The organism is uncultured Reyranella sp. (assembly GCF_945957355.1).
Classification (GTDB): Bacteria; Pseudomonadota; Alphaproteobacteria; order Reyranellales; family Reyranellaceae; genus Reyranella.
Genome location: NZ_CAMFKM010000007.1, coordinates 99459 through 121431 on the forward strand (window position 1 = coordinate 99459; position 21973 = coordinate 121431).

Here is a 21973-nt window from a genome sequence, read left to right on the forward strand (position 1 = left end):
CGACACGATGACGGCGCCCCTCGTCGCGGTACGCGACCTCACGGTCGATTTCGCGGGCGATTTCACAGGCGGTGCGCAGGCCTCGCGCGCCGTCGACGGCGTGAGCCTCGACGTCGCGCCAGGCGAGGCGCTGGGCATCGTGGGCGAATCGGGCTCGGGCAAGAGCGTGACCTGGCTGGCCGCGCTCGGTCTCCTGCCCACCAAAGCGCGCGTGACCGGATCGGTCCGCCTCGACGGACGGGAACTGGTCGGTGCGGCGCGTAGCGATCTCGAACAGGTACGCGGCAAGTGCATCGCCATGATCTTCCAGGACCCGTCGAGCTGCCTCAATCCGGTGCATCGTATCGGGCGGCAGCTCACCGAAGCGCTCGGGCTGCATCGCGGCCTCACCGGGCGCGCCGCCGAGGCCCAGGCCCTGCGCCTGCTCGACCAGGTCGGCATCGCCGATGCCCGCCGGCGTCTTATGGACTATCCGCATCTCCTCTCCGGCGGTCTGAACCAGAGGGTCATGATCGCCATGGCGCTGGCCGGCGAACCCGACCTGCTGGTCGCCGACGAGCCCACGACGGCGCTGGACGCCACCATCCAGGCACAGATCCTCGCCCTGCTGGGCAGCATCCGCCGTGACACCGGCATGGCGCTGATCCTGATCAGCCATGACCTGGGCGTCGTCGCCGAGAATGTCGACCGCGTGGCGGTGATGTATGCCGGGCGCCTCGTCGAGGAAGCGCCCGGCGCCGATCTGTTCGGCGCGGCGCGTCATCCCTACACGCAGGGCCTGCTGGCGGCGCTGCCCGCGCTGACCGGCCCGCGCCGCCGGCTGGCCGCGATTCCGGGCACCGTGCCGGAGCCGGGCAAGGTGCCTGCCGGGTGCCGCTTCTCGCCGCGCTGCCCCGTCGCCGAGACGAAATGCGCGACGGTGCCGCCGCCCTCACGCATCGTCGGCTTCCGGCATGCCGCCGCGTGTCACCGACGTCTCGAGCCGGGCGCATCTGCCTGGATCCAGAGACAGGCCGCGGAATGAGCGACCTGCTCCAGGCCACCGATCTGCGCCGTCACTATCGGGTTCGCACCGGCCAGGGTCTGTTCGCGCCCAAGGCCGTGCTGCGCGCCGTCGACGGTGTGTCGCTGGCACTGCGGCCGGGCCGCACCCTGGGCCTTGTGGGCGAGTCGGGCTGCGGCAAGTCGACGACCGGCAAGCTGGTGCTGGGACTGGTGCCGCCGACCTCCGGCACGGTGCACTATCGCGGACAGACGCTGCCGCCGGTCGGTACGCCGGCCTGGCGCGGGCTGCGCCGGCACATCCAGATGGTCTACCAGGATCCGCTGGGCGCGCTCGACCGCCGCCTGCCGATCGGCACACAGATCGAGGAGCCACTGGTCATCCATGCAAAGGCAGCAGGGGCCGCGGAGCGCCGCGACCGCGCGCTGGCGACGATGGAATCGGTCGGCCTGCAGCGGCACCAGTACGAACGCTATCCGCACGAATTGTCCGGCGGCCAGCGCCAGAGGGTCGTGCTGGCGCGTGCCCTGATGACGGAGCCGGACCTGCTGGTCTGCGACGAGCCGATCTCGGCGCTCGACGTCTCCATCCAGGCGCAGGTCGTCAACCTTCTGCTCGATCTCCAGGACCGGCTTGGCATGGCCTATCTCTTCATCAGCCACGATCTCAAGGTCGTGCGCCAGGTGAGCCACGACGTCGCCGTCATGTATCTCGGCCGCATCGTCGAGCAGGGCGAGGCCGAGAGCCTCTTCGCCGCGCCGGCCCATCCCTATACGCGCGCCCTGGTGGCGGCGATCCCGGCCGTCGATTTCGGCGGCGGATCGAAACGCGAGCGGATGCTGCTGCAGGGCGATCCCCCCAATCCGGTGAACGTGCCTTCCGGCTGCGCCTTCCACACACGCTGTCCTTTTGCCACCGCACAGTGCCGAGCCGAAGCACCGACGCTCCAGCCCCTGGCCCGCGGCCGCATGGTCGCCTGCCACCGCGTCCACGAACCCGCCCTGCAGGTTGCCGCCTGATGCTGATGTTCGCCACCTCGCGCCTGCTGCGCGCAGGCCTCACGATCCTGTTCGTCATGACCTTCGCCTTCGTGGTGCTGCGGCTCTCGGGTGACCCGGCGCTGCTCATCATGTCGGTCGACGCGCCGCCCGAAGCGATTGCCGCCTTCCGCGAGTCCTGGGGCCTCAACCAGCCGATCTGGGAACAGTACCTGTCCTATATCGGCCATGCCCTCACCGGCGATTTCGGCAAGTCGATGCGCGACGGGCGGCCCGCCATCCAACTCGTGATGGAACGGGTGCCTGCGACCCTCGCCATCACGCTGCCGGCTCTGGCGCTCAAGATCGGGCTCGGCATTCCCGCCGGCATCTATGCCGCCCTGCATCGCAACTCGATGGCCGACCGGCTGACCATGGCGGCCTCGGTCGCGGGCTTCACCATGCCGAGCTTCGTTCTGGCGCTGCTGCTGGTCCTGGTGTTCGCGGTACAACTCGGCTGGCTGCCGGCCAGCGGCAGCAGCGGGCTCGCCTCCGCCATCCTGCCGATCATCACGCTGGGCACCGGGGGTGCCGCGATCATGGCGCGCTTCACGCGCTCGGCCATGCTGGAAGTGCTTGGCCAGCCCTATATCCGCGCCGCCTCGGCCAAGGGCGTGACCTGGCATGCCGTCGTGACCCGGCACGCGCTGCCCAATGCCGCCATCCCGACCGTCACCATCATCGGCTTCATGGTGGGCAGCCTGGTGGCCGGCGCCGTCGTGGTCGAAAGCGTCTTCTCCTGGCCGGGCGTCGGCCGGCTGCTGGTATCGGCCGTGGCCAATCGCGACCTCGCGGTCGTGCAGGCCATCCTGATGGTAATCGCGGCCTGGATGGTGATGGCCAACCTCACCGTCGACCTCGCCTATGGCTGGCTCGATCCGCGCGTGCGCGGCACGGCCGCCGCGCACTAGGAGGAGCAACATGGCCATCGCCGAACACGCGGCTGCTCCTACCCTTCGCCGCCGCCTACCCGCCCTGCCGCTCGGCGTGACCCTGGCCTTGGCATGGCTCGCGCTGATGATCGTGACGGCGCTGGGCGGGGATTTTCTCGTGCCCTATTCCATCACCGCGCTCGATCTCAAGGCGCGGCTGGCGGCGCCGGCCCTGATGGGCGGCACCTGGGCCCATCCGCTGGGTACCGACGAACTCGGCCGCGACGTGCTCTCGCGGCTCATCATGTCGATCCGCATGAGCCTGCTGATCGCCTTCTTCGGCACGATCATCGCGGCAACGCTCGGGACGGCGCTGGGCTTTCTGGCCGCGCACTTCCGCAGGGCCGTCGAGCAGGTCGTGCTGATGGCCATCGACTTCCAGGCCAGCATGCCCTTCATGATCATCGCGCTCGCGGTGCTGGCCTTCCTGGGCAACAGCCTGCCGCTGTTCATCGCGCTGATGGGCTTCCATTCCTGGGAACGCTATGCCCGCATCTCGCGCGGCCTTACGCTCGCCGCCAACGAGCAGGGCTATGCCGCCGCGATCCGCCAGCTCGGCGCGAGCCCGGCCCGCATCTACGGCCTGCACATCCTGCCCAACATCGCCTCGACCCTGATCGTCTCGATGACGCTCACCTTCCCCGAGATCATCCTGCTGGAGAGCGGCCTGTCGTTCCTCGGCCTCGGCGTCCAGCCGCCGCTTGCCTCTCTGGGCAATATGGTGGGCTATGGCCGCGAATACATCAGCCATGCGCCCTGGATCATGCTGGCCCCGGCCGCCACGATCGTGCTCACGACCCTGTCGATCAGTCTGCTGGGCGACTGGCTGCGCGACCGGCTGGATCCGACATTGCGCTGAAGACCCTCAAGCCTTCTTCTTCCCCTGCGGATAGATCGTCTCGCCGCGCTTCAGCATCTCGACGAAGGAAGCGATCTTCTTCTTTCGTCCGGCTTCCGTCTTCATGTTTTCAGTCCGGAAGATGAGCGCGAAGCGGTTCTGGGCGCTGAGCGTGGCCAGCATGGCCTTCGCCCTGGGCGCGGCGTCGATGGCCGCCTGCAGATCGTCCGGCAGCTTCGAGTCCTTGCTTCGATAGGCACGGTCCCAGCGGCCGTCCTGTTTGGCCGCCTCGACCTGCTTGAGACCGTGCTCGGTCATGCGCCCCGCCTCGACCAGCCGGGCGACGTTGTCGACGTTGATCTGGCTCCAGACGCTCTTTCGGCCGCGCGGCGTGTAGCGTTGCAGAAAGCTCGTCTCGTCGAAGCCCTTGCGGATGCCGTCGATCCAGCCCCAGCACAGGATGACGTCGATCGCTTCCCTAGGGGTGATCGACTTCAGGCCGGAGCCGACCTTGCGGATCCTGATCCAGACTTCGCTTTCCGTGTCGTGATGCTCGGCCAGCCATTTGTAGAAGCTGGCTTCCGTCGCAAACTCGCGGACCTTGTCCGGGTCGACTGTGACCGGCGCCATCAGCACACCCGGTAGCGTTCGACGGCATCCCGATCGAGTTCGATGCCGAGGCCGGGACCTTCCGGCAGCAGGATGTGACCGGCCTCGAGACTGAGCGGCGTCTTGAGGAGCTTCGTGCGCAGTTCGTTGTCGCTCATGTCGTATTCCAGCATCGAGGGGTGCGGCGGATGCTCGGTGTGCGGCGTCGCCGGCAGCGCGGCAAGGAAATGGCAGGCCGTCGCGAGACCCACGGCGCCGCCCCAGACATGCGGTGCGACCCGCAGATTCTGCGCATGCGCCAGCGCCACGATGCGCTTGGCCTCGGTGATGCCGCCGACCCCGGGGATGGAGGGCTGCACGATGTCGATGCAGCGCCCGTCGATCAGCGCGCGGAAGTCGCGGACTGTATGGTGGGCCTCGCCAGCCGCCAGCGCGATCGGCGAGCGTGCCCGCAGCTCGGCGTAGCCGCGGAAGTCGCCTGGCGGCAGAGGCTCCTCGATCCAGTGGATATTGAACGGCTCGATCGCGCGGGCACATTCCAGCGCCACGTCGGCCGTGTAGGCCCCGTTGATGTCGACCAGAAGCAACTTGTCGGGTCCCAGCGCTTCGCGCGCGAGCTTCACGCGCTCGACGTCGCTCCGGATGCCGCGGCCGATCTTGATCTTGGCGCCGGCATAGGGATGGGAAGCCGCCTCCGCCATCATGTGTTCGAGCTGGCGATCGGGATCGTCGGAAAAGAAGCCGGTCGAGGCATAGGCCGGGAAACGGGTCGCGCCGCAGCCGCCGATCAGGTCGCAGACGCGCACGCCGAAGCCGCGGGCAATGGCGTCCCACAGCGCCACGTTGATGCCCGCGAGACACGAGGTAAGCTGGTTTCCGACTCCCAGATGATAGATCGCGTTGCGCACCCTCGCCTCGACATGATCGAAGTCGAAGACGCTGCGGCCCACGAACATCGGCTCGAGCATGCGGAAATACTCCCGCGTCACATGAGGATTGCCGAAGGCCTCGCCGATTCCCGTCACGCCCTGGTCGGTCTCTACCTCGACCAGCCCGCCCTGGCGGCGGAAGCCGCCGCTGCGCGACATGCCGTAGGCCTTCTCCGGCGCGAAGGAATACTCGAGTCCGATGAACGAAAGACGGCGGATCGTCGGCATGGCAGCTCCTGCAAATCCCGCGCTATGGTGGGCCCCAAAGCAAATCGGAGGCAACCGCTCATGACTATCCCCAAAACGCACCGTCGCGTCGTCCTCGTGCGCCGCCCGCCCGGGGAACCGGCCGAATCCGACTTCCGCGTCGAGGAAGTGCCGGTGCCGGAACCGCGCCACGGCGAGGTGCTGGTCAAGGTCCACTATCTCTCGCTCGATCCCTACCAGCGTGGCCGCATGCGCGATGCCGCCTCCTACGCATCGCCCGTCGGCCTCGGCGAGGTGATGACCGGCGGCACGGTGGGCGAGGTCGTGGCCTCGCAGCATCCGGACTTCAAGGTGGGCGACATCGTCGAGGATCGTCTCGGCTGGCAGGAATATGCAATCGGCGGCGGGCCGGCCCTGCGCAAGGTCGATCCCTCGCTGGCGCCGATCTCGACCGCCAACGGCGTGCTGGGCATGCCGGGCATGACGGCCTATTTCGGCCTGCTGCATGTCGGCCAGCCCAAGCCCGGCGAGACGGTCGTCGTCTCCGCGGCATCGGGCGCCGTCGGCCAGGTGGTGGGCCAGATCGCGAAGATCATGGGTTGCCGGGTCGTCGGCATCGCGGGCGGCGCGAAGAAGTGCGCCTTCGTGAAGAACGAACTCGGCTTCGATGCCTGCATCGACTACAAGGCGGAAAAGGACCTCGACGTCGCGCTGCGTGCCGCCTGTCCCAACGGGCCCGACGTCTATTTCGACAATGTCGGCGGCGAGATCACCGACGCCGTGCTGCGCAACATCAACTTCTTCGGCCGGGTGGCGCTGTGCGGCTCGATCTCGCAGTACAACGCCACCGGCGCGTCGATGGGACCGCGCCTGCTCGGCACCTTCGTCGGCAAGCGCGTGATGGCGCGCGGCTTCATCGTCACCGACTTCGCGCAGCACTACGGGCCGGCGATGCGCCAAATGGGCGAATGGATCCGCGACGGCAAACTCAAGTACCGTGAGGACATCGTCGAGGGCATCGACAAGGCGCCGCGCGCCTTCATCGGTCTGCTGCGCGGCGAGAACTTCGGCAAGATGCTGGTCAAGCTCGCATGAGCTACGACGCACCCTTCGCCGGCCTCAAGGTGGTCGACCTGAGCCAGGGTATCGCCGGCCCCTATTGCGCGATGCTGCTGGCCCAGCACGGCGCCGAGGTGATCAAGGTCGAAGGAATGGGCGAGGGCGACTGGGCGCGCACCCTAGGCGTCCACTACGGCAACCACAGCGCCTTCTCGATCATCGGCAACATGGGCAAGCGCAGCCTGTCGGTCGATCTCAAGAGCGACGCCGGCAAGGAGATCGTCTGGCGTCTGCTCGAGGGCGCCGACATCTTCCTCGAAGGTTTCAGGCCGGGCGTCATCAAGCGTCTGGGCTTCGACTATGGAACGGTGTCGGCGCGGGTGCCGCGCCTGCTCTATGTGTCGATCTCGGGTTTCGGCCAGACCGGGCCGCTGGCCGAGCGGCCCGCCATGGACCCGGTGCTTCAGGCCTATACCGGCATGATGGCCGAGAATCGCGGCGAGGATGGCATTCCCCACCGCGTGCCGGTGATCGTGGTCGACATGTCGACCGCGCTCTATGCCTTCCAGGCCGTGAGCGCCGCACTCTACGCACGACGCGACGAGACCAAAGGACGCTACATCGATGTCAGCCTGATGCAGTCGGCGACGGCGCTGCAGTCGATCCGGCTGATGGCCTGCCATCTCGAAGGCGGCACCATGAAGCCGGGCGGCGTGCCCGGTGGTGTGTTCAAGACGGCGGATGGCTGGATGTCGATCCTCGCCCTGAAGGACAGCGACTGGCAGAGCCTCTGCCGGCTGATGGACGTGCCCACGCTGGCGCACGAGGACCGCTTCGCCACGCCGGCGGCGCGTCTCGCCAACGAAGCGGCGCTCTATGCGATCATACGCCCGATGATCGAGGCCAAGCCCTCCGCGCACTGGAGCGAGATGCTCACCGAGGCCAAGCTGATGCACGAGCGGCTGAACAGCTACGCCGACTTCATCGACCAGCCGCACGTCAAGGAAACCGGCCTGATCCACTGGCTTGAACAGGCCGGCGTGCCGGCGAAGGTGCCGGTCCCTGCCCTGCCCGGCATGCTGCCGCCGGAACCGGGCACGGCCCGCGCCGAAGCACCCGTACCCGGCCAGCACAGCCGCGCCATCCTGAGCGAACACGGCTACACCGCCAGCGAGATTGATTCCCTGCTGGCCAACGGCACCATCGCGACGACGGGGTAAGGACATGCAGAAGAAGGCCGTCGTGATCGGTGCCCTGGGCGTCATCGGCCGCTACATCGTGGAGCGCCTGGTGGCCGAGGGCGACTGGCAGGTCGTCGGCCTGTCGCGCCGGCCGGAGATGGACGGGCCACGCTACCGGCACGTCTCCGTCGACCTGCTCGATCTCGACGACGTGGCGGCGAAACTGAAGGACCTGCGCGACGTCACACACATCTTCTACGCCGCCTTCCAGCCCGGCACTGGCAACGCGGCGGGCTATGCCTCGGTGATCGCGCCCAATCGCGACATGCTGGTGAACTCGGTGACGGCCATCGCCAAAGCATCTCGCAGCCTGCAGCGCGTCGTGCTGGTCACCGGCACCAAGTATTACGGCACGCATCTCGGGCCGCTGAAGACGCCGATGCGCGAGACCGATCCCCGTCACATGCCGCCGGATTTCTATTTCGACCAGATCGACTGGCTGACGGGCTTCCAGCGCGGCAAGCGATGGAGTTGGACGGAGCTAAGACCCCAGACATTGTGCGGCTTCGCGCCCGGCACGGCGATGAGCATCATGCCCGCCATTGCCGTTTATGCCGCGATCTCGAAGGAGCTCGGCTTGCCGCTGCGCTTTCCCGGCAAGCCGGGCGCCTATGGCACGATCTACCAGGTGACGGAATCCTCGCATTTCGCCAGCGCGGCCGTGTGGGCAGCCACCGAGAAGCGCGCCGCCAACCAAGCCTACAATATCACCAACGGCGACTATTTCCGCTGGCGCAACGTCTGGCCGCGCATCGCCCAGATCTTCGACATGCAGGTGGGCGAGCTGCAGACGATCAGCCTGACCCAGCAGATGGCCGACAAGGCCGAGCTGTGGGCGGAGATGACGAAGAAGTACCGGCTGAAGAAGTTCGACTTCGGCCAGCTCGTGGCCTGGCCGTTCGCCGACTATGTCTTCGGCTCGGACTGGGACGTGATGTCCGATGTCACGAAGAGCCGGCTGCACGGCTTCCACGAGGTGGTCGACAGCGAGGCCATGTTCGAGCGCCTGCTGACGCGCTTCCGCAAGGAGAAGATCGTGCCCTAGCGGGCGACCGGACGACCGATTACAAGGGGAACGGCCCGGACATTGCGTCGGGTGTGACGGCTGCTGGGGGCGCCGTCATTTGGGGGAGCAATGCGTAGATGAGTGAGTCGTCCAGCCTCCTGCCGCCCGAGCCGTGGCCGCAGCGTATTTCGCGTATCCTCGCCTGGGTGGGCGGCGCCATCATTCTCGTCGGCTGCAGCGGTCTCATCACCATCGACGTCATCACCCGCTACCTCTTCAAACGCGGCATGGTCGAGAGCTTCGAAGTGTCGGGTTATGCCCTGGCCGCCTGCATCGGCCTCGGACTCGGGTTCGCCACCACTTCCAAGACGCATATCCGCGTCGACATCCTGCTCGATGCCTTTCCGCGATCCGTCCGCGTCGCCTTCGACCTCCTCGCGTCCCTGTCGCTGGCGCTGCTGGCCGTCGCACTCGCCTGGTTCTGCTGGGGCACACTCGCCCAGTCGATGGCGATGAACGCCAAATCGGTTTCGGCTCTCCAGACTCCGATGGCCCTGCCGCAGTCGATCTGGTGGATCGGCATCTTCTGGTTCGCCTGTGTCGCCGTACTGCTGCCCGTCCAGGCCGTGCTTCGCCTGCTGGCGGGCGACGGTCCCGGTTTCGACGCACTGATCGGCAGCCTGCGCGTCACCGATGAAATCAGCCAGGCCGGCGTGGAACAGGCGCCGCCCGCGATCGGAACGCCGCGATGATCGGCACAGCCTTCACGCTGCTGGTCGTCCTGGTGGGTATCAGCCTGCCGGTCGCCGTCGCGCTCGGCCTGATGGCCTATGTCCTGTCCGAGCGCTACGCCTTCTTCCCGATGACGGGGGCGATCGGCGAGCTCGCCTGGAACTCTTCGAACGACTTCATCCTGATCGCCGCGCCGATGTTCATCATGATGGGCGAGCTGATGCACCGTTCGGGCATGAGCGAGCGCCTGTTCGCCGCTCTGACGCCGTGGTTCTCGCGCATCCCCGGCCGCCTCATCCACACCAACATCGCCGCGAGCGCGATCTTCGCCGCCACCTCGGGCTCCTCGGTGGCCACGGCCGCGACCATCGGCACGGTGGCCATCCCGAACATGGACAAGGGCGGCTACAACCGGCCGCTGTTCCTCGGTTCGATCGCGGCGGGCGGCACCCTGGGCATCCTGATCCCGCCCTCGATCAACATGATCATCTATGCCGTGCTGACTGACACGTCGGTGGCCGATCTCTACGCGGCAGGCTTCATCCCGGGCTTCATGCTGGCGGGACTGTTCTCGCTGATGGTGCTGGCGCTGTGCCTGTTCCGCCCGCAATGGGCCGGTCCCCGGCAGGACACGGCGAACCTCTGGCAGGAGCGGATCTCCGGCCTGAGGAACCTGCTGCCGCCGCTCGGCCTGTTCCTCGTCGTCGTGGGGTCGATCTATGCCGGCATTGCCACACCGACCGAGGCTGCGGCGCTCGGCTTGATGGCGACGCTGGGCCTGGTCGCGGCCAACGGCCAGCTCACGTTGCCGGTCCTGCTACGGGCCTTCGAGGGCACCGTGCGGACGACCTGCATGGTCATGCTGATCGTGATCGCGGCCTTCTTCCTGAACTTCGTCATGGTGTCGATCGGCCTCGTCAAGGCCATCACGGACTCGGTGCTGGCGTTGGGCCTCTCGCCGCTCGGTATGCTGATCGCCATCGTCGCGTTCTACCTGGTCCTGGGCTGCTTCATGGAGACGCTGTCCATGATGATCGCCACCACGCCGGTGGTGGTGCCGGTCATCGTGGCGCTGGGCTACAGCCCCGTCTGGTGGGGCATCGTCTTCGTCATCCTGATGGAGGCCGCGTTGATCACCCCGCCGGTCGGACTCAATCTCTACGTCGTCCAGGCGGTGCGGCGCAGCGGCGCCTTCTACGACCTCTGCATTGGTGCGCTGCCGTTCGTCGCCATGATGATCGTCATGATCGGCATCCTGATTGCCTTTCCGCAACTGGCCCTGTGGCTGCCGGCCCTTCTGAAGGCCTGACCACTCAAAGGAGGATTTCATGTTCCTGAAGCAATTCATCGCGGCGGCAGCTCTAGCCGGCTCGTTTGCCTTCGGCAGCGCCATGGCGCAAACGCCGCCGGCCCTGCCCTCGACCTCGTTCAATGTCGTGGGCAGCATCGGCGGCCTGTCGATGTACACGAGCCGCGAAGTGCCTTTCTGGACGGTGACGGTGCCGAAGGAATCGGGCGGCGCGATCAAGGTGCAGGTCAAGCCCTTCACCGAGCTGGGCTTCAAGGGTGCGGAGATCTTCCGCCTCGTCTCCAGCGGAACGCTGCAGTTCGCCACCACGGTGCTGAACTACAATTCCGGCGAAGTGCCGATGAATGAAGCCGCCGACCTGGTTGGTCTCGTGGGTTCCGTCGAGGAGCTGGAGAAGGTCATCGACGCGATCCGGCCGGCCTATGCCAAGTTCCTGGAAGAGAAACACGGCATCAAGCTGCTGGGTTTCGGCTCCTACCAGGCCCAGGTTCTGTACTGCCGCGACGCCTTCGTCACGATCGCCGACCTGAAAGGCCGCAAGATCCGCGCGTCGGGCGCCTCGCAGCAGGCCTTCGTGACCCATATCGGCGCCTCGCCGCTCAACATCGCGTTCGCCGAGGTCCAGCCCGCGCTCGCCAGCGGCGTGGTCGACTGCGCCATCACCGGCGCACTGTCGGGCTACAAGTCGAAGTGGCACGAGTCGGCGAAGTTCATCTCGCCCATGCCGGTCAATTTCGGCGTGGCCGCCCAGCTCGCGAATCTGAAGTGGTGGAATTCGCTCGATCCGAAGGTCCAGGCCTTTCTGCAGACCGAGCTCAACAAGCTCGAGAAGTCGATCTTCGAACAGGCCCGGACCGAGACGCAGACCGGTATCAACTGCAACACCGGCACCAGCCCGTGCAGCGAGGGCACGCCCGCCAACATGAAGCTGGTGCCGGTCACGCCGGCCGACGAGGCCCTGCGCAAGGACGCGCTCACCAAGGCGATACTGCCGTCCTTCGCCAAGCGCTGCGGCGCGGACTGCGTCAAGACCTGGAACGACACGGTCGGCAAAACGGTGAACATCACCCTCGCACCATGAGGGGTGGGACCGTGATCACACTGCTGACGCCGGCGAACTACCTCCGCACGCCGTGGAAGAACGGCGGCGGCACGACCGTCGACATCGCCTTTTCGGGCGATGTCTGGCGGTTCGGACGTACGCCGATCGTGAAGGCGGGGCCCTTCTCCGACTACACCGGCTTCGACCGCGTGCAGGTCCTGGTCTCCGGCAGCGGACTGGTGCTGGAGACGCCCGGGGGCGAGATCGACGTGCGACAGCCCTTCCGGCCTGTACGCTTCGCCGGAGAGACGCCGATCGTGAGCCGCCTGGAGGCGGGGCCGGTGGAAGTGGTCAACCTGATCGGCGCGAGAGCGCAGGTGAGAGTCGACATCGCCGTCCTCGATGAAGACCGTACCCTTGTCCTGCAGCCCGGCACGCATATCGCCTACAGTCCCCACGGCGATGCGACCGTGGCGGTCCAGGATGCGAGTCACGACCTTGCGGCAGACCACGCGCTGCGGCTGGACATCACCGCGCCGACGCGGTTGAGCGGCCTGGTCGGGTGCCTGCTGGTCGGCAGCATCACCGCCGCCTAGCGCCGCCCGGGCGCTACAATGTCCCCACACGGATGCACGCGCTGATGTATGCTGCGCCGAAGCCCTGTGTCATGGGCACGCCAGCCTGAGGAAACCATGCGCGTCCTGCTCGTCCTACTGTTCGCCCTCACCGCAGGCAGCGCCGGGGCCGCCGACCTCAAGCTGCTGACCGCCGGCGCCTACAAGCCGGCCGCGCTCGAGATCGTCGCGGACTTCGAGAAGAAGACCGGCCACAAGGTGACGATCGACAGTGGCACCACCGGCACCCTGCAGAAGCGCGTCGCCGCCGGTGAGTATTTCGACGTGGTCGTCATGCCACCGATCCCGATGGCCCAGTTCCTCGGCAACCGCATCGACGAGAGCAGCGCCAAGGAACTGGCTCGCGCCGGCGTCGGCATGGCCATCAAGCAGGGCGCGTCGGTGCCCGACATTTCCGAGCCCGACGGCTTCAAGAAGGCGCTGCTGGCGGCGCGCGCCGTCGCCTACATCGACCCGGCCTCCGGCGGGTCGAGCGGCATCTACGTCGCCCAGCTCTTCCAGCAGATGGGGATCGCCGACCAGCTCAAGCCGAAGAGCGTGCTGGTCCAGGGCGGACTGGCGGCGGAGCGCATCGTCGACGGCAAGGCCGATATCGCGCTCCAGCAGAGCAGCGAGCTGATGGGCGTACCGGGCGTGCAATTCGTCGGCCCGATCCCGCTGATGCTGCAGAACTACACGATCTATTCCGGCGGCGTGTCCGTGGCCTCCCGCAACCGCGCCGCCGCCGACACGCTCCTGCTGGCGCTGGCCAACCCAGAGAACGGCAAGATCCTGAAGTCGAAGGGCCTCGATAGTCCTTGAAAGAAGGACCTTTAACTCGGATGACCGAAAGCGCACGTCCACCTGCTCCGCCCCTCGTCGTGGAGCGATGGTTCAATACCGACCAGCCGATCACGCTCGAGAGCCAGCGCGGCCGCATTGTCGTACTGCATGCCTTCCAGATGCTGTGTCCCGGCTGTGTCGCCAATGCGATCCCGCAGGCGCGGCGGCTGAATGAAATCGCCGGATCGATCGACGGGCTGGTCGTGCTGGGTATCCACACCGTGTTCGAGCATCACGCAGCGATGACGCCGGTATCGCTCGAAGCCTTCCTGCACGAATACAGGATCACCTTCCCCGTCGCCGTGGACCATGCCTCGACCGACGGGCCGATCCCGCAGACCATGGCAGCCTACGGGTTCCGCGGCACGCCCTCGACCGTCATCATCGATCGCGAGGGCCGCATCGCGCGCCACAGTTTCGGGGCCGAGGACGATCTCGCCCTCGGCCTGATCCTGGGCAACCTGCTCAGCGCGCGGACTTGATCTCCACCAGCGCCTCTTCCCAGGCGCGGATCGTGTGATCGATGTCGGCCTGGGTGTGCGCGACGCTGACATAGTACTTGCTGTCGCCCTTCATGATGCCACGGGCGCGCAGGGCCTGGTTGAAGCGCTTCAGGATCGCGGTGTCGGCCTTCAGCGTGTCGCGATAGTCCTTCACCGGTTGGTCGGTGAAGATGATGTCGAACAGCGGCGGCTCGCCGATCACCTGCGCCTTGAAGCCGTGCTTCTTCAGCAGCTCCGACAGCGCGTCCATCAGCCTGCGGCCGTTGGCGAAGACCCCCTCGTAGGTGCCGGGTCGCTTCAGGACTTCCAGCGTGGCGAGGCCGGCCACGGCCGCCACCGGATTGCCCGAGAGCGTGCCGACCTGGAAGATGAAATCCTCGTCGGTCATCGCGAGGCGATCGAAGTGCTTCATGATGTCGGCGCGGCCGGCGATGGCCGCCAGCGCGAAGCCGCCGCCCACGATCTTGCCCAGGGTGCAGAGGTCCGGCGTGACGCCGTAATATTCCTGGGCGCCGCCATAGGCGAAGCGGAAGCCGGTCACGACCTCGTCGAAGATCAGCGGGATGCCATGCTCGGCCGTCACCTCGCGAAGCGCCTGCAGGAAGCCGGGCTTCGGCGGGATCAGGCGCTGGAACGGCTCGACGATGACGCCGGCCAGCTCGTCCTTCTGCTCCTCGATCAGGCTTCGCACCATGTCGATGTCGTTGAAGGCCGCGACCACCATCTCGTCGGCCACCGACTTCGGGATGCCGGCCGAATCGAGCGTGCCGCGCGGGAAGTTGCCGGGGTTCTTGGGCGCCAGCGACACCAGCGCATAGTCGCTCATGCCGTGATAGCCGCCCTCGAACTTCAGGATCTTGTCGCGCTTGCGGAAGGCGCGCGCGGCGCGCATCGCATAGAGGTCAGCCTCGGTGCCGGAGCAGACGAAGCGCACCTGCTCGGCGCAGGGAACCGCATCGACGATCGCCTCGGCGAGCGCGATGCCGTGGCGGTTGTTGCCGAAGAAAGTCGTGCCGAGCGGCACCTGCGCCTGCACCGCGGCGGTGACCTCGGGATGGGCGTGGCCGATGAACATCGGGCCGGAGCCCAGCAGGAAGTCGACATATTCCTTGCCGGCTTCGTCGTAGATGTGGCCGCCCCGGCCCTCCTTGAGGATCACCTCGGCCGGCATGTTGCCGAAGCTGCCGCCCGGCAGCACGCGGCGCGCCTGTTCGACGAGCTGGTTGGTGGGATCGACCGGAGTCTGGATGTTCATGGGATACCCTTACGCTATTCGATGGGAACGAAGATCGAGTGCCGAAGCTGGCCGTTGATCGCCTTCGAGAAGTGGCCCTTGCCGTGCGTGTCCTCGACCAATATCACCTCGCCGGCGCCGATGATGCGCGTCTCGCCGTCGCTGGCCTGGATGGAAACGCCGGCGTCGAGGTTGATGATGTACTGCCGGCGCGGCGCCGGATGCCATTCATAATCGTAGGTGCCGGGCGTCTCGCGGAAAATGATGCCGGTCGCCGGCAGCGTGGCGGAGGTCTTGCCGCCGCGACCTTCATTCTTCCACTCGATCTCGATGTCGCGGAAGTGCGTCTCGCCGTCGGCGTCTACATACAGGTTGTGGATACGCATGAATTTTTCTCTCCCTTGCCCTCTTCGCCCGGCAGCTTAGAACGAAAGCATGCTGAAGAAACCCGTTGAAGCCATCCTTTTCGACATGGACGGTCTGCTGATCGACACCGAGGCCGTCTACATCGATGCCCTGCAGGATGCCGCCCGCGATTTCGAGATCGAGATGACCCTGGAATTCTGTCACTCGATGATCGGCGTCTCGGGGCGCGAATGCGACGTCATGATCCAGAATTTCTATGGGCCCGACTTCCGCATCGATCATTTCCGCGAGCGTTTCTCCGGCCATGCCAAGCGACGGCTGGAGAGCCATCTGCCGATCAAGTCCGGCGTCGTCGAGATGCTCGACTTCCTGGCGGGCCGCGGCCTGCCCCTCGCCGTCGCCACCGGCTCCGGCCGGATCACCGCGGAGCGCCATCTCGGTCGCGCGGGTCTCATCGATCGCTTCGCCGCGGTCGCGACGCGCGACGATGTCGAGAACGCCAAGCCTGCGCCCGACGTCTATCTCGAGGCCGCCCGCCGGCTCGGCGTGACGCCGGAGCGCTGCATCGCCTTCGAGGATTCCAACGTCGGCCTCACCGCGGCCCATGCCGCCGGCACGATGGCCTTCATGGTGCCCGACATCCTGCCGCCGTTGCCCGAAGTGCGCGCCAAGTGCCTGCGCGTGTTCGAGGATCTTCACGCGGCGCGGCTGATGCTCGAAGAGTCGCTTTAATTCACAGCGACTGATCCGCCGGTCCGCTGGGCGCGTAGAGGAGCGTCAACAGCGGAGTTGCCCGTGCGCTTGCTACGTTTTCTCGTCTCCTGCCTCGCAGTCGTCACGGTGCAAGCTGGAACGGCCCATGCCCAGCCCACCAGTATCGGCAGCGAGCCTGCGGGCCCGCCGCCGAAGGATTGGACCTTCGACATCGGACCGGGCGTGGTGATCGCCCCGTGGTTCGAAGGCAGTGCGAACTATCGCGTGCTGCCGATTCCGAATCTCGACCTGCGCTACCAGCGCGACAAGGTCTTCATCTCGGCGCGCGACGGCATCGGCGCCACGCTGCTGGATGTCTCCGGCTTCAAGGCCGGTCCGATCTTCCGCTACCGCTTTCCGCGCAACCAGGGTGATGGTGGCTACCTCTACGGCACGGGCAACGTCCCCTTCACGATCGAGGGCGGCGCCTTCCTGCGCTACGATCAGCCCTTCCTCTCGGCCAAGGTCGAGTTGCGGCGCGGCATCGGCGGCAGCAACGGCCTGATCTTCGATGCCCTGATCGACGGCAAGCTGAGGGTGAGCGACAGCGTGTTCCTGTCCGGCGGACCGCGGCTCTCGGTGACCGATGGCACCTTCAACCAGGCCTACTTCGGCATCACCGCGCTGCAATCGATCAACTCGGGTTATGCGCAATACTATCCCGGTGCCGGGCTTCGCAGCGTCGGCGTCGGGGCGAGCGCGTTGTGGCGCATCCACGACCAGCTGAGCTTCGTCGCGTTCGGCAGCTACAACTACCTGGCCGACACGGTCGCCAATTCGCCGATCGTCACGGGACCCGGCGGATCCCGGAACCAGTTCGTGGCCGGCGCCGCGCTCACCTGGCGCTTTTCCTGGTAGCGCGCGGGTCGCCCTAGAACTTCTCGACCCAGGGCCGCACCTCGACCTCCCAGCTCCAGGCGCTGCGGTGCTGGTTGAGCACATGCCAGTAGGTCTCGGCGATGGCGTCGGGATCAAGCAGGCTGTCGGGCCTGTCGTCTGACACCGGCCGGGCGGCGCTGCGAATGCCGCCGTCGATCACGAAATGGGCGACGTGGATGCCCTTGGGCGACAGCTCCCGCGCCATGGACTGCGCGAGCCCCCGCAGCGCGAACTTGCCCATGGCGAAGGTCGCCGACAGCGCGAAGCCCTTCACGCCCGCCGTCGCCCCCGACAGGAGAACCGCGCCTTCCCCTCTGGGCAGCATCCGCTTCACCGCCTGCTGCGACACCAGGAAGGCGCCGAAGGCGCTGATCTCGATGGCCCGCTTCACGTCGTCCGGCGCCAAGTCGACCAGCGCGCCGCGCACCCGGTTGCTGGCGTTGTAGACCACGACGTCGGGGGTGCGACCGGCTGCGTCGAGTGCCTCGAACAGGGCCGCGACTTCCGATGGCTCGGCGGCGTTGCAGACGTGAACGGATGCCGCGGTCTCTTTCGCAAGTGCAGCGAGCTTGTCGGTCTGGCGGGCCGCCAGGGCGACCGACAGGCCGTTCTTCGCGAACAGGCGGGCCAGCGAGGCGCTGAGGCCTGGACCAGTCCCCACGATCAGGGCGGAGCGGTATTTCGGCATGTGCAGGGGTCCTCTCGTTGCCGGGGATTCCCGGCAGGTATAGGCTTCCCGTCAATAGGGAAGGAAACAAAGCCATGGACCAGGTCCAACCGACCGGCCGCATCGACGTCATCTCCGACGTGATCTGCCCCTGGTGCTACATCGGCAAGCGCCAGCTCGAACGTGCGCTCGATCTCCTCGCTACGCAGCATTGCCGGGTCGCCGTTGCCTGGCACCCCTTCCAGCTCAATCCCGAGATGCCGGCAGAGGGCGTCGAACGCACGAGCTACCGCATCGCCAAGTTCGGCAGCCTCGAGCGGTCCAGGCAGATGGACCAGCGCATCACCGAGACCGCTGCCACGGTCGGGCTCGAATTCCATCTCGATAGGATCGTCCGCACTCCCAACACGGTGAATGCCCATCGCCTGATCCGCTTCGCGGGCCAGCGCGGCGTGCAGGACGCGGTCGTCGAGGAACTGTTCGAGAGCTACTTCTGCAAGGGCGCCGACATCGGCGACTCGAATATCCTGGGCGACGTCGCCGCCGAAGCCGGACTCGATCGTGCCGAAGTGCTGGCCATGCTGGCCAGCGACGAAGGGCGTCGCGAGGTGCTGGCCGGCGACCAGATGGCGCGCAACGCCGGCATCCAGGGCGTGCCAAGCTTCGCCCTGCAGGGCCATGTCCTGTTCTCCGGCGCCGTGCCCGCCGAGGAAATGGCGCAGACCTTCCGCCGGGCCTGGGAAATTCTCAAGGAACGCGCGGCTTAGAGCGGCGTCGCAGCGACCGCGTCACTTCCCGCGGATGCTCATCGTCGGCGCAGAGACGGGTCCGCTCACCGTCATCACATAGTCGGTCGCACCGTTCGAGCCCGAGTCGAGCGCGATGGTCGTCTCGGTCGTCGCCGCGGTCAGGCTGGTACGGCTGTTGATTCGCGCCGTCGCATTCGGCCCCTTCAACGCGTGATTCTGCAGGTTGATCTCGCCATTGGACAGGGTGATGTCGCCTTCAATGGTGCTCTGCGCATTGATAAAGCCCGAGATGACCGCCGAGTTGAAACCCATCTCGGTGCTGAAGAGACTGCCGATTCCGGTCGCGAAGGAGGCGAAGCCCAGCGACCCGCCGGCCACGGAGGGATAGACGACGCCCGACAGGTGGCCCTGGCCCGTCAGCGAATCGCGAAGCTGCTCGGGCGTGTTCCCCTGCCCCTGCAGCGCCACCTTCATGACGTTGATCTTGCCGTCGACCGCCACCTTCAGATGCTCGTTGCCGAAGACATTCTGCCCGGCCGCGCCGCGCAGCAGCTCGCCGACGTAGATGCCCTGCAGGGTCCCGGCGACGTCGACCGTCATCGTGTCCTTCGACGCGTCGACCGTGCCCGTGAAGTCGACGGCGCCGCTGTAGAACTGTCCCGTAAGCTTCGATACCTGGAACACGCCGTTGCGCAGGGTGGCGTTCATGTCGGCGTAGGTCACGCGGAGCGCCCCGACCTCGATGGCACTTGTTTCGAGGTTGAGCGAAGCATCGAAGGCGCGCAGGCCCGAAAGATCGATCTGCTTGCCCGTCGCGACGCGCGGCCCCTTGGAGGGCAGCGGCACAGCCTCAGCGTTTGCGCCGCCCGGAGCGACCGGCAACGCAGGCGTGGGCACGGAAGGCACGGGCCCGTCGGTGACGCCCAGCCAGTGGTCGAGGTCGAGCGTGCCGGGGATACGCAGGTTGGCTGCGAAGTTCGGCCTCGCCCCGAGCGTGGCATCGATACGCCCCGACATCGGCGTGCCGATCGCCGTCAGGTTGCCCTCGAACGAAGCGCGCTGGTCGTTACCCTTGAAGGCGCCTTCGGCGGCCAGTCCGCCGAGGCCCGTTTGCGGCTTCCCGGTGGCCACCGACACCAGGCCGCTCGCATCCTGCGCCTGCACGTTGAAACTCGAGAGGTCGAAGGCGAACTTGTCGCCCAGCACCAGCGATCCGGTGGCGCGCGCGGTCGCACCGGCCGCGGTGACCGAAGCATTGCGCAGGGTCAGCGCCTCCATTGTGCCTGCCACGTTGCCACTCGCGGTCGAGGCCCCGAGCTTCCCGTTCACGAACTTCGGCATGCCGGCATAGACCAGCAGCTTGTCGGTGTCGGGCATCGTGGCGTTGAAGGTGAAGTCGAACTGTGGCGCGGTGCCGAAGTCGGCCACCTGCCCCTTGAGGTCGAACTTTGCCCCCAGAAGCTCGGCGACCTTCAGGCCGTTCACCTTCAGGAGGTTGCCCTGCACGGCGAGATCGGCATCGATACCGTTCAGGGCCCCGCCGCGGAACAAGAGCTTCGCCACCTTGGCCTTGAGCCCGAGGACAGGCAGGGTCTTGTCGGGCGCTGCGGGGGCGGCGGGCGGGACCGGGACCGGCGCCGTCGATGCCGCGGGGTCCGAAACGACCGATTGCTCGACGGGCGGCGGCAGGTAGGCATCGAGGTCGAAGCTGTCGAGTTGCACCGAGGTCGCCACCGTGAGCGGCAGGCCGAAGGTGATGCTGCCGCTGCCGGTCGCACGCTGGCCATCCAGATCCATCGTGAGATCGGAGATCTGCAGGCTGCTGGCGGTCGATGCCACCTTGCCCTCGATCGCCAGGGTCTGGAGTTTGCCGGCCGGCACACCCGACGTATCGATCTCCAGCCAGGCCAGCGTCTCGCGCAACCGCGAGCCGGCGAGACTGAACTGCCCGGTGGCCTGTACGGAAGGAGCGCTGGCCGGCTTGGACGCAGGCGCGACCGCTGGCGGCGTGGCGTTGGCCTTCAGGATCATGTCGCCTGGCAAGGTGGCGTTCAGGCGCGGCACGGTAATGACGCCTTTGCGAATTTCCACGGCAAGCGACACGTCACGCGCCGTACCCCTGCGAAACGCCACTTCCCCGGCGTCGATCGACAGCAGGACGGTGAACGCGGGCGGAAACGGCGACAGCGAGGCGGAAGCCGGCGTCGCCTTGGCGGGGGCGGCGGGCGCGGCGGCAGGGGCTGCGGCCGGCATGGTGGGGGATGACACGGGCTTCGGCCGAAACAGTCCCGGGTTGGACAGCAGCGCACGCCATTTCTCGGCGTCGACCCTGGGCAGGGACAGGCGGCTCTCGAGGGACGGGTTCGCACCCGTCACCAGTGTGACACTGCCCGACACGCCTTCACTGCCGATCGACATCCTGAAATCGGTGAGCGCCAGCTTCTCGGCCGAGAGGTCGATGTCGCCGTCGAAGGCGAAAGGTCCGATCGCCGCAGCGTCGAAGGCGGGCGCGTCCTGACCGCCCGCCTGTACGAGGCTGGCGATGAAATCGGTCAGGCCGCCGGTGGCGAGAGAGACCTTGCCCTTGATATCGGCATCCGGTGCGATGCGGCTGACATGCCCGTCGAAGTTCAGCGTGCCGCTCTGCACCTTGAGCTTGAAGGACATGTCGCTGCCCTTGTCGGTCGGCGCGCCGACCTTCGCCATCAGCGACAGGGGAATCCCGTTGACGGTCGCCGTGGCGTCGAACTCGAACGGCCCCTGCAGGGAGCCGACGGACGCCAGGGCTTCCAGGTTCTCCGCCCTCAGCGTCTTTCCCGTCTTTGGATTGGTGTAGCTGAGCGTCCCTTCGCGGATCTTCACGGTGCCGATGGCGAGATGGAGGCCGCTGCTCGGCGCCCCGGCTGGCTGGGCGGCGCCGGCACCGGGATGGAACTCCCAGTTGGGCCGTCCTTCGGCGTCGCTCTCGAGGACCAGGGTCGGCCTGAACAGCGTGAGCCGTTCGATCTCGATGTGTCCCTGCATCAGCGCCCAAAGGGAGGGCCTCACGCCGATCCAGCGGACATCCACCATCTGGGCGCCCTTGGCGCCCACGGCATTGGCGAAATGGACCTGCCGGGCGCTGATGCGCGGCGACGGGAACACCGTGAGCTTCAGCGGGCCCTCGATCACGAGTTCGCGGCCGGTCGCCTCCTTCACTGCCGCGATCATGGCGGGCTTGTACTGATCGATATCCAGCAGCGAGGGCGCGGCCAGGCCAGCAAGTGCAACGAGCGCGGAAAACGCCACGACGCCCGCGCCAGTCCGGATCCAGGTTCGCTTCTGCATGGCCATCTACTCGTGAACGCCCCGACCCCTTGAACGCCGCAAGGCGCTGCAGGATGCCACCCTAGTCTATTGCAGGTCCTGCTCTTGGGCTATT

Annotated in this window: 22 protein-coding genes; 16 read left to right on the forward strand and 6 right to left on the reverse strand. The window is 66.9% G+C overall.

The window, feature by feature from the left end; translation table 11 throughout:
- The first annotated feature begins 7 nt into the window (after positions 1-7).
- From Q0Q48_RS13630 to Q0Q48_RS13645, 4 genes are read left to right on the forward strand one after another with little or no spacing between them, the layout of a single operon-like run.
- Positions 8-1024, forward strand: a complete 1017-nt coding sequence (locus tag Q0Q48_RS13630; protein ID WP_295138440.1) for an ABC transporter ATP-binding protein — start codon at positions 8-10, stop codon at positions 1022-1024.
- The gene (locus Q0Q48_RS13635) at positions 1021-2022 is read left to right on the forward strand and encodes an oligopeptide/dipeptide ABC transporter ATP-binding protein (RefSeq protein ID WP_295138442.1); all 1002 of its coding nucleotides are present in this window, start codon (positions 1021-1023) and stop codon (positions 2020-2022) included. The genes Q0Q48_RS13630 and Q0Q48_RS13635 overlap by 4 nt, the downstream gene beginning before the upstream one ends.
- A complete protein-coding gene (locus Q0Q48_RS13640) occupies positions 2022-2951 on the forward strand; it encodes an ABC transporter permease (protein ID WP_295138444.1) in 930 nt (309 codons plus the stop codon). The genes Q0Q48_RS13635 and Q0Q48_RS13640 overlap by 1 nt, the downstream gene beginning before the upstream one ends.
- 10 nt (positions 2952-2961) lie before the next feature.
- Positions 2962-3831 (forward strand): ABC transporter permease, encoded by an 870-nt coding sequence (locus tag Q0Q48_RS13645; RefSeq protein ID WP_295138446.1) that lies wholly within the window; start codon positions 2962-2964, stop codon positions 3829-3831.
- Between the two features lie 6 nt (positions 3832-3837).
- Here the strand turns inward: Q0Q48_RS13645 and Q0Q48_RS13650 are convergent, their stop codons facing one another.
- Together Q0Q48_RS13650 and Q0Q48_RS13655 are read right to left on the reverse strand one after the other, a co-directional pair.
- Positions 3838-4440 carry a YdeI/OmpD-associated family protein gene (locus tag Q0Q48_RS13650; RefSeq protein ID WP_295138448.1) on the reverse strand — a complete coding sequence of 201 codons (603 nt, stop codon included), beginning with the start codon at positions 4438-4440 and terminating at the stop codon, positions 3838-3840.
- Positions 4440-5576 carry a mandelate racemase/muconate lactonizing enzyme family protein gene (locus Q0Q48_RS13655; protein WP_295138450.1) on the reverse strand — a complete coding sequence of 379 codons (1137 nt, stop codon included), beginning with the start codon at positions 5574-5576 and terminating at the stop codon, positions 4440-4442. Before Q0Q48_RS13655 ends, Q0Q48_RS13650 begins: the two co-directional genes overlap by 1 nt.
- Positions 5577-5636: 60 nt before the next feature.
- Here Q0Q48_RS13655 and Q0Q48_RS13660 point away from each other — a divergent pair, with 60 nt between their 5' ends.
- From Q0Q48_RS13660 to Q0Q48_RS13700, 9 genes are all read left to right on the forward strand, one after another.
- Positions 5637-6650 (forward strand): NADP-dependent oxidoreductase, encoded by a 1014-nt coding sequence (locus Q0Q48_RS13660; protein ID WP_295138452.1) that lies wholly within the window; start codon positions 5637-5639, stop codon positions 6648-6650.
- Entirely contained in the window at positions 6647-7834 is a 1188-nt protein-coding gene (locus tag Q0Q48_RS13665; RefSeq protein ID WP_295138454.1) for a CoA transferase, read from the forward strand. The genes Q0Q48_RS13660 and Q0Q48_RS13665 overlap by 4 nt, the downstream gene beginning before the upstream one ends.
- A gap of 4 nt (positions 7835-7838) precedes the next feature.
- Positions 7839-8900, forward strand: a complete 1062-nt coding sequence (locus Q0Q48_RS13670) for an SDR family oxidoreductase (protein ID WP_295138456.1) — start codon at positions 7839-7841, stop codon at positions 8898-8900.
- Positions 8901-8998: 98 nt separating this feature from the next.
- Positions 8999-9613 (forward strand): TRAP transporter small permease, encoded by a 615-nt coding sequence (locus Q0Q48_RS13675; RefSeq protein ID WP_295138458.1) that lies wholly within the window; start codon positions 8999-9001, stop codon positions 9611-9613.
- Positions 9610-10902: a TRAP transporter large permease gene (locus Q0Q48_RS13680; RefSeq protein ID WP_295138460.1), complete on the forward strand. Its 1293-nt coding sequence runs from the start codon at positions 9610-9612 to the stop codon at positions 10900-10902. The genes Q0Q48_RS13675 and Q0Q48_RS13680 overlap by 4 nt, the downstream gene beginning before the upstream one ends.
- A 19-nt stretch (positions 10903-10921) precedes the next feature.
- Positions 10922-11983, forward strand: a complete 1062-nt coding sequence (locus tag Q0Q48_RS13685; RefSeq protein ID WP_295138462.1) for a TRAP transporter substrate-binding protein — start codon at positions 10922-10924, stop codon at positions 11981-11983.
- A gap of 11 nt (positions 11984-11994) precedes the next feature.
- Positions 11995-12540: a HutD family protein gene (locus Q0Q48_RS13690; RefSeq protein WP_295138464.1), complete on the forward strand. Its 546-nt coding sequence runs from the start codon at positions 11995-11997 to the stop codon at positions 12538-12540.
- 96 nt (positions 12541-12636) lie between these two features.
- The gene (locus tag Q0Q48_RS13695; RefSeq protein WP_295138465.1) at positions 12637-13380 is read left to right on the forward strand and encodes a substrate-binding domain-containing protein; all 744 of its coding nucleotides are present in this window, start codon (positions 12637-12639) and stop codon (positions 13378-13380) included.
- A gap of 20 nt (positions 13381-13400) precedes the next feature.
- Positions 13401-13883 (forward strand): redoxin domain-containing protein, encoded by a 483-nt coding sequence (locus Q0Q48_RS13700; protein ID WP_295138467.1) that lies wholly within the window; start codon positions 13401-13403, stop codon positions 13881-13883.
- Here Q0Q48_RS13700 and Q0Q48_RS13705 read toward each other — a convergent pair.
- Both Q0Q48_RS13705 and Q0Q48_RS13710 read right to left on the reverse strand, forming a co-directional pair.
- Entirely contained in the window at positions 13867-15159 is a 1293-nt protein-coding gene (locus Q0Q48_RS13705) for an aminotransferase class III-fold pyridoxal phosphate-dependent enzyme (RefSeq protein WP_295138469.1), read from the reverse strand. The genes Q0Q48_RS13700 and Q0Q48_RS13705 overlap by 17 nt on opposite strands.
- A gap of 14 nt (positions 15160-15173) precedes the next feature.
- Positions 15174-15524 carry a hypothetical protein gene (locus Q0Q48_RS13710; RefSeq protein ID WP_295138471.1) on the reverse strand — a complete coding sequence of 117 codons (351 nt, stop codon included), beginning with the start codon at positions 15522-15524 and terminating at the stop codon, positions 15174-15176.
- Positions 15525-15573: 49 nt separating this feature from the next.
- On the opposite strand from Q0Q48_RS13710, the gene Q0Q48_RS13715 reads away from it, so the two are divergent.
- Together Q0Q48_RS13715 and Q0Q48_RS13720 are read left to right on the forward strand one after the other, a co-directional pair.
- Positions 15574-16236 (forward strand): HAD family phosphatase, encoded by a 663-nt coding sequence (locus tag Q0Q48_RS13715; protein ID WP_295138472.1) that lies wholly within the window; start codon positions 15574-15576, stop codon positions 16234-16236.
- A 63-nt stretch (positions 16237-16299) separates the two neighbouring features.
- Positions 16300-17115, forward strand: coding sequence for a MipA/OmpV family protein (locus Q0Q48_RS13720; protein ID WP_295138474.1), 816 nt, complete (start codon positions 16300-16302; stop codon positions 17113-17115).
- 13 nt (positions 17116-17128) lie between these two features.
- On the opposite strand, the gene Q0Q48_RS13725 is transcribed toward Q0Q48_RS13720, so the two are convergent.
- Positions 17129-17830 carry an SDR family NAD(P)-dependent oxidoreductase gene (locus Q0Q48_RS13725; protein WP_295138827.1) on the reverse strand — a complete coding sequence of 234 codons (702 nt, stop codon included), beginning with the start codon at positions 17828-17830 and terminating at the stop codon, positions 17129-17131.
- 68 nt (positions 17831-17898) lie between these two features.
- Here Q0Q48_RS13725 and Q0Q48_RS13730 point away from each other — a divergent pair, with 68 nt between their 5' ends.
- Positions 17899-18570, forward strand: a complete 672-nt coding sequence (locus tag Q0Q48_RS13730; protein WP_295138476.1) for a DsbA family oxidoreductase — start codon at positions 17899-17901, stop codon at positions 18568-18570.
- A gap of 21 nt (positions 18571-18591) precedes the next feature.
- On the opposite strand, the gene Q0Q48_RS13735 is transcribed toward Q0Q48_RS13730, so the two are convergent.
- Positions 18592-21879 carry an AsmA family protein gene (locus Q0Q48_RS13735; RefSeq protein WP_295138478.1) on the reverse strand — a complete coding sequence of 1096 codons (3288 nt, stop codon included), beginning with the start codon at positions 21877-21879 and terminating at the stop codon, positions 18592-18594.
- Positions 21880-21973: the final 94 nt, after the last annotated feature.